This window comes from Lentzea sp., from assembly GCF_036380075.1.
Taxonomy (GTDB): domain Bacteria; phylum Actinomycetota; class Actinomycetes; order Mycobacteriales; family Pseudonocardiaceae; genus Lentzea.
The window spans coordinates 1-5,626 of sequence record NZ_DASVFL010000225.1 but is presented as its reverse complement, the minus strand read 5'-3'; the positions used below and the strand labels follow the sequence as shown (position 1 = coordinate 5,626).

Annotated in this window: 8 protein-coding genes; 5 read left to right on the top strand and 3 right to left on the bottom strand. The window is 70.2% G+C overall.

Annotated elements, in window-relative coordinates:
- Positions 1 to 1,503, top strand: a 1,503-nt coding sequence (locus VF330_RS24870) for a sulfatase (RefSeq protein WP_330854084.1), incomplete at its 5' end; no start/stop codon positions are given.
- Here the strand turns inward: VF330_RS24870 and VF330_RS24865 are convergent.
- From VF330_RS24865 to VF330_RS24855, 3 genes are all read right to left on the bottom strand, one after another.
- The gene (locus tag VF330_RS24865) at positions 1,504 to 2,022 is read right to left on the bottom strand and encodes a DinB family protein (protein WP_330854083.1); all 519 of its coding nucleotides are present in this window, start codon (positions 2,020 to 2,022) and stop codon (positions 1,504 to 1,506) included. It abuts the gene before it with no gap.
- Positions 2,023 to 2,185: 163 nt separating this feature from the next.
- Positions 2,186 to 2,374, bottom strand: coding sequence for a hypothetical protein (locus VF330_RS24860; protein WP_330854082.1), 189 nt, complete (start codon positions 2,372 to 2,374; stop codon positions 2,186 to 2,188).
- Positions 2,367 to 2,591 (bottom strand): hypothetical protein, encoded by a 225-nt coding sequence (locus tag VF330_RS24855; protein WP_330854081.1) that lies wholly within the window; start codon positions 2,589 to 2,591, stop codon positions 2,367 to 2,369. Before VF330_RS24855 ends, VF330_RS24860 begins: the two co-directional genes overlap by 8 nt.
- A 41-nt stretch (positions 2,592 to 2,632) precedes the next feature.
- On the opposite strand from VF330_RS24855, the gene VF330_RS24850 reads away from it, so the two are divergent.
- From VF330_RS24850 to VF330_RS24835, 4 genes are read left to right on the top strand one after another with little or no spacing between them, the layout of a single operon-like run.
- The gene (locus tag VF330_RS24850; RefSeq protein ID WP_330854080.1) at positions 2,633 to 2,767 is read left to right on the top strand and encodes a hypothetical protein; all 135 of its coding nucleotides are present in this window, start codon (positions 2,633 to 2,635) and stop codon (positions 2,765 to 2,767) included.
- Between the two features lie 60 nt (positions 2,768 to 2,827).
- Complete coding sequence (locus tag VF330_RS24845; RefSeq protein WP_330854079.1) at positions 2,828 to 3,313, top strand: phosphatase PAP2 family protein; 486 nt, start codon at positions 2,828 to 2,830, stop codon at positions 3,311 to 3,313.
- Positions 3,313 to 4,701: a sensor histidine kinase gene (locus VF330_RS24840; RefSeq protein WP_330854078.1), complete on the top strand. Its 1,389-nt coding sequence runs from the start codon at positions 3,313 to 3,315 to the stop codon at positions 4,699 to 4,701. Before VF330_RS24845 ends, VF330_RS24840 begins: the two co-directional genes overlap by 1 nt.
- Positions 4,698 to 5,345: a response regulator transcription factor gene (locus VF330_RS24835; protein WP_330854077.1), complete on the top strand. Its 648-nt coding sequence runs from the start codon at positions 4,698 to 4,700 to the stop codon at positions 5,343 to 5,345. Before VF330_RS24840 ends, VF330_RS24835 begins: the two co-directional genes overlap by 4 nt.
- Positions 5,346 to 5,626 lie beyond the last annotated feature (281 nt).

Sequence of the window (5,626 nt, the reverse complement as noted above, 5' to 3'; positions counted from 1 at the left end):
CTGGAGAAGTTCACGCCCGAGGCGTTCCTGCGCGTCCCGCTCGAAGGCCTCGCCGGTGTCATGGTGCTGGTGCTGCTGCCCGAACGGTTCCGCAAGCCGGCCGCGATCGCCGGCGGTGTCGCGCTGGGCCTGTTCACGGTCGTGAAGATCATGGACATCGGGTTCGACGTGGTGCTGTACCGGCCGTTCGACCTCGTGCTGGACTGGCCGTTGCTGGTGCCCGCCATCGACTTCGTGGACGTGACGTTCGGCCGGGTCGCCTCGGTGCTGGCCGTGGGTCTCACGGTCGCACTGGTCGTCGGGATCGTGTGGGTCGCCGCGGTGTCCGTGCTGCGCCTGAGTTCCGTCGCCGCGGCACGGCGTCCCGTCGCGATCCGTGCCGTGGCGCTGACCGTCGTGGCGTGTGTTTCGCTTGCCGTGCCGGGGGTTCCGGTCTACTCCGACGCCGCCGCGACCGCGGTGGCCGACCACGCGCGGCGCGTGAAGGTCGGCCTGCACGACCAGGAGGCGTTCGCCGCGGAGGCCTCGGTCGACGCGTTCCGAGGACAGCAGGACCTGCTGTCCTCGTTGCAGGGCAAGGACGTCGTGTTCACGTTCGTGGAGAGCTACGGCAAGTCGGCGCTGGACATGCCCGACGTCTCCGCCAAGCTCGCGGACGGGGACTCGCGCCTGAAGTCGGCCGGCTACACCGCGAAGTCCGCCTACCTGACCTCGCCCACGGCCGGCGGCGGCAGCTGGATGGCGCAGGCGACCCTGCTGTCCGGGCTGTGGATCGACAACCAGCAGCGCTACCGCAACCTCGTGGCGTCCGACCGGCTGACGCTGCCGCGCGCGTTCCGCGAGTCGTCGTGGCGTTCGGTCGGGGTGGTCCCCGGCATCACGCAGGCGTGGCCGGAGGGGGACTTCTTCCACTACGACGAGATCTACGACGCCGCCGACCTCGGCTACAAGGGCCCGCGCTTCGGCTACGCGACGACGCCGGACCAGTTCACGCTGGAGTCGTTCCAGCGCAACGAGAGGTCGAAGCAGCACGGTCCGGTGATGGCCGCGATCCCGATGGTGTCCTCGCACGCGCCGTGGTCGCCGACGCCCGACTCCGTCGACTGGGAGAAGCTGGGCGACGGGTCGATCTACTCGACCATGCCCGCCTCGAACGACCCGCCCGAGTCGATCTTCGGCCGCGACCCGGCGGCCGTGCGCGCCGATTACGCGCACTCGATCTCGTACTCGCTGGAGTCCGTGGTCTCGTGGATCGAGCGGTACGGCGACGAGAACCTGGTGGTGGTGTTCCTGGGCGACCACCAGCCGGCGCAGATGGTGACCGGCGAGGGAGCGTCGCGGGACGTGCCGATCACCATCGTGGCCAAGGACCCCGCCGTGCTGGCGGAGGTCGACTCCTGGAAGTGGGACGACGGGCTCAAGCCGGGCGGCACGGCCCCGGTGTCGCGGATGAGCGACTTCCGGGACCAGTTCCTCTCGACCTTCTCACCGCCGAAGGCCTGATCAGCCCATCGTCTTCTGGCCGTCGATCGTCTCGCGGATGATGTCCGCGTGGCCCGCGTGCTGCGAGGTCTCGGCGACGATGTGCACGAACACGCGCCGCGCCGACCACGTCTTGCCCTCGGGGAACCACGGGGCGGACGGCAGCGGGTGCGAGAGGTCCATGTCGACGGTCTCGACCAGCTTGTCGGTGTGGGCCGCGACCTCGTTGTACCGGGCGATGACGCTCTCCAGCGTCTCGCCCGGCGCCATGCGGAAGTTCGCCTCGTGGTTCTCGTAGGCCTCCGAGCCCGGGTCGGACTCCATGGCCGAGGTGCCCTGCTCGATGAACTTGACCCAGTTCTCCTCGACCGCGGCGACGTGCTTGATGAGGCCGCCGACGCTCAGCGCGCTCGCGGTCGGGCTCGACGCGGCCTGCTCGTCGGTGAGGCCCTGCGCGGTGAACGTCAGGAACCAGCGGTGCTGCCGGAGCGTCTCGAGCAGGTCCGCACGCTCGCCGGTGAGGATCTCGGTGGTGGTCATCGCTGTAAGTCCTTCGCTCGTTTGTCCCGACACACAGGACTCTAGGACGACTTGAGGTCAGCTTGTGTCCTAGACGAGCACTCGCTCCAGCGGGACTCAAGCGCCGTTCGAGCGATCGGGCGTTGACCTGGTGGTCACCCTCCGTGGTTCATTCGACGGTGATTCACCGCTCCAGGTAGCCGTCGTCCGGACGGTCGACGCGGCCGCCGCCCTCCTCGGTCTCCTCGATGTGCATCGCGGTCTCCTCGGGCGCGGTGACGTGCTCGCCGGCCTCCTCGACCGCGACCGCGTCCGGCTCGTCGTCGACGGGCTCGCCGCCGCCCAGCGGGGTCGTGAACTGGTGCTCAGTCATGTCCTCGTGGTTTCCGGTGACCGGGGTGCGCAAACGTCGGCGCGACGGCGGCGGGTCCTGCCAGACTCGTCGCGTGCTCCGGACCCTGTCCCTGCTGCTCGTGCTGACCAGCGCCGGTCACACCCGGCGGCAGGACGTGACCGCGCACGTCGAGAGCCCGCACCGCACCGTCGACCACCGGCTCGTGCAGATCGACGACGACGGCTACCTCCAGCACAGCGACCTCACCCTGCCGCCAGGGAAGTCGTTGCGGGTGGCGTGCAGCGTTCCGGTGGTCGTACCAACGGCGACGTGCGGCTCGTGGTCGTCACGGACGACGAGACCCGGGTCGTCGGCGTGGAACAGACCACGCCGACGACCTCCGGCGGTGCCGCGCAGACCTGTCGAAAGTAAAGGTCGCCCGGAACCGATCGGCAGAGGTGCCGGGGCCGCGGTTTTCGTAGGTTCGGCTGGGTGACCTGGCTTGTGATCGGCACCGACGCGGTGCTGGGCGTGTTCGCGTTGATGTTCCTGGCGTTGTGGTTCCAGCACCGGTTGAGGGCGTTCCTCGGCGGCGCCGGCGTCGTGGTGGCCTACGCGGTCAGCGAGGTCGTGAAACTCGTCGTGCAGGAGGAGAGGCCCTGCCGCACGGCGCCTTCGCTCGCCCCGTGCCCCGATCCGGGCGACTGGTCGTTCCCCAGCAACCACTCGGTGATCGCCGGTGCGTCCGCGATGGCCATTTGGTGCCTGCACCGCGCCTACGGCTGGGTCGCGGCGGTCTGTGCCGTTGCGGCGGCTTCGTCGCGTGTCATCGTGGGTGTCCACTACGTGCACGACGTGCTGGCCGGTTTGTTGCTGGGAGCGTTGGTGTCGTGGGGAATCGCGGTGCTGCTGGACCGGCGTGAGCGCGCGCGGAGGCAGGACGACGCGCCGACTGTGGTGCTCCAGCGACTGCGATGATGGACGCCGTGTGGGAGGTCCTGCTCTACCTGGTGCTGTTCGCCGCGGCGTTCGCGGTCGTGCGGAAACGGCCGGCGGTCGCGCTCGGGACAGCACTGGCGGCGTGGCTCGCCTGCTACCTCATCAGCGTCGAGTTCGACCTGACGGTGCTCGCGCTCGCTCCCGCACTGGCGTTGGTGGGCTTCCTCGCGGGCCGGTGCGCCGCCGACCCGCGGCCGGCCGCCATCGCACTGGCGATCGCCGAGGTCGTCGGCGTGGTCGTGGCCCTGACCGAGCGCGGTGGTTCCGACACCGCGCTCGCCGTCACCTCCGGCGTCGGTGTGCTCGGCGTCGTCCCGTGGGCGTTCGGCCGGTTCCGCCGCCGCTACGCCGAGCTCCAGGAGGTCGGCTGGGAGCACGCCTCCCTGCTGGAACGCGACGCCGAGAACGCCCGCGGCGCGGAACGGGCGAGGCTCGCGGGGGAGATGCACGACCTCGTCGGCCACGAGCTGGCCAGGGCCGCACTGCTCGTCGGTGCGCTGGAACTGGAACCCACGCTCACCGCACAACAGCGCGAAGCGGCCAAGACCGCCCGTGCCAGTGTCACGGCGGCCGCCGAACGTCTCGCCGACGTCATGCAGGTGCTGCGCGCCGACGAGGACGAACCCGTCGCCACCGTCGAGGAGGTCGTCGCCCGCAGCGGACTGCGCGTCGAGCTCGTCAACGGCCGCAGGACCGGCATCGACGGCATCATCGCCCGCACCGTGCACCGCGTGGTCGCCGAGGCGCTGACGAACGTGATCAAGCACGCGCCGGGTTCGCGGGTCACCGTGACCCTCACCGCGAACCTGGACCTGCGCGTCACCAACGGCCCCGCGCCCCGCACGCACGCCGTGGGCAGCGGCAAAGGCCTCCTCGGCCTGGCAGAACGCGTCGCGTTGGTCGGCGGCTGGTTCGAGGCCGCGCCGACGGACGAGGGCGGCTTCGAGGTGCGGGCGAAGCTCCCGGAACGCCCGCTGCCGCGCACCACGCCGACGCACGTCCGTCGCGAAAGGACGGAGGAGGAACTCCGCAAGAGCGCGCGCCGGACCGTGCTCATCACCTCGGTCGTGTGCGTGGGGATCGCCATCGGCGTGCCGGGCTACATGGTGTTCGACTCGGTCACGTCGGTGCTCACCGCGGACCAGTTCGAACGGGCGGCTATCGGGCAGGACGAGGAGGACATGGACCTGCCCCTGCGCACACGGGTGGACAACCCGTTGGGCGTCACCGCACCTCGCGACGCCGAGTGCCGCTACTACAGCACGCACGCCAACCCGTTCGACGCCGACCGCCACGACCTGCACCAGCTGTGCTTCCGGGATGATCGTCTCGTCTCGAAGACCTGGCTCGTCAGGAGGAGCGGTTGATCAGGGTCGTGCTGGCCGACGACGAACCGGTGGTCAGGTTCGGCGTGAAGGCCGTCCTCGGCACCGCCGGCGACATCGAGGTGGTCGCGGAGGCGGAGAACGGCAGCGCGGTGATCGACCTGGTCGCCCGGTACCGCCCCGACGTCGCCGTGCTCGACATCCGCATGCCGGTCCTGGACGGACTGGACGCCGCGCGGGTCATCCGCGAGTGCCACCCCGCCACGCACACGCTGGTGCTGACCACCTTCGCCGACGACGCCTACATCAGCCGGGCGTTGGGGGAGGGGGCGGCCGGGTTCGTGCTGAAGACCGGGGATCCGGCCGAGATCGTGTCCGGGGTTCGGGCGGTTGCCTCCGGTGGGGCCTACCTGTCCCCGTCGGTGGCCAAGCGGGTGGTGGAGCAGGTGTCTCGGGCTCGGCCGTTGTTCGTTGCCACGCAACGGATTGCCGGGTTGACCTATCGGGAGCGGGAGGTGCTCGGGCTGGTGGGGGCCGGGCTGTCCAACGCTGAGATCGCTGCTCGGATCCACGTGGTCGAGGGGACTGTGAAGGTGTACGTGAGCACGATCTTGCGGGAGCTCGGGGTGAAGAACCGGGTTCAGGCGGCGATCATCGCTCACGAGTCGGGGATCATCCCTGGGTGAGGTGGGGTTCCAGGCTTCCAGCGTGGTCGGGTTGGCCGTGCGGGTGCCTGTTCCAGCGTGGTCGTGCACCCCCGGACGAAAGACCTGGGTGGCCTCGCCGCCGCGCGACCGGCCGAGCCCGAATGGGCTTCCGCTGCCGCGTCAGGCCTTCGCGCCGATGCCCGAGATCGCTCGCACTTCCATCTCCGCCGCCAGGGCCGCCTTGTCCTCGTCCGGCTTCGAGAAGATCGTCGCCAGGAAGCCGCACAGGAAGGAGAACGGGATCGACACGATGCCCGGGT

What these genes read in the sequence shown, in the direction of transcription:
- VF330_RS24860 (WP_330854082.1), bottom strand. Translation starts at nt 2,374, where the DNA reads ATGACTGAGCACCAGTTCACGACCCCGCTGGGCGGCGGCGAGCCCGTC.
- VF330_RS24840 (WP_330854078.1), top strand. Translation starts at nt 3,313, where the DNA reads ATGGACGCCGTGTGGGAGGTCCTGCTCTACCTGGTGCTGTTCGCCGCG.
- VF330_RS24865 (WP_330854083.1), bottom strand. Translation starts at nt 2,022, where the DNA reads ATGACCACCACCGAGATCCTCACCGGCGAGCGTGCGGACCTGCTCGAG.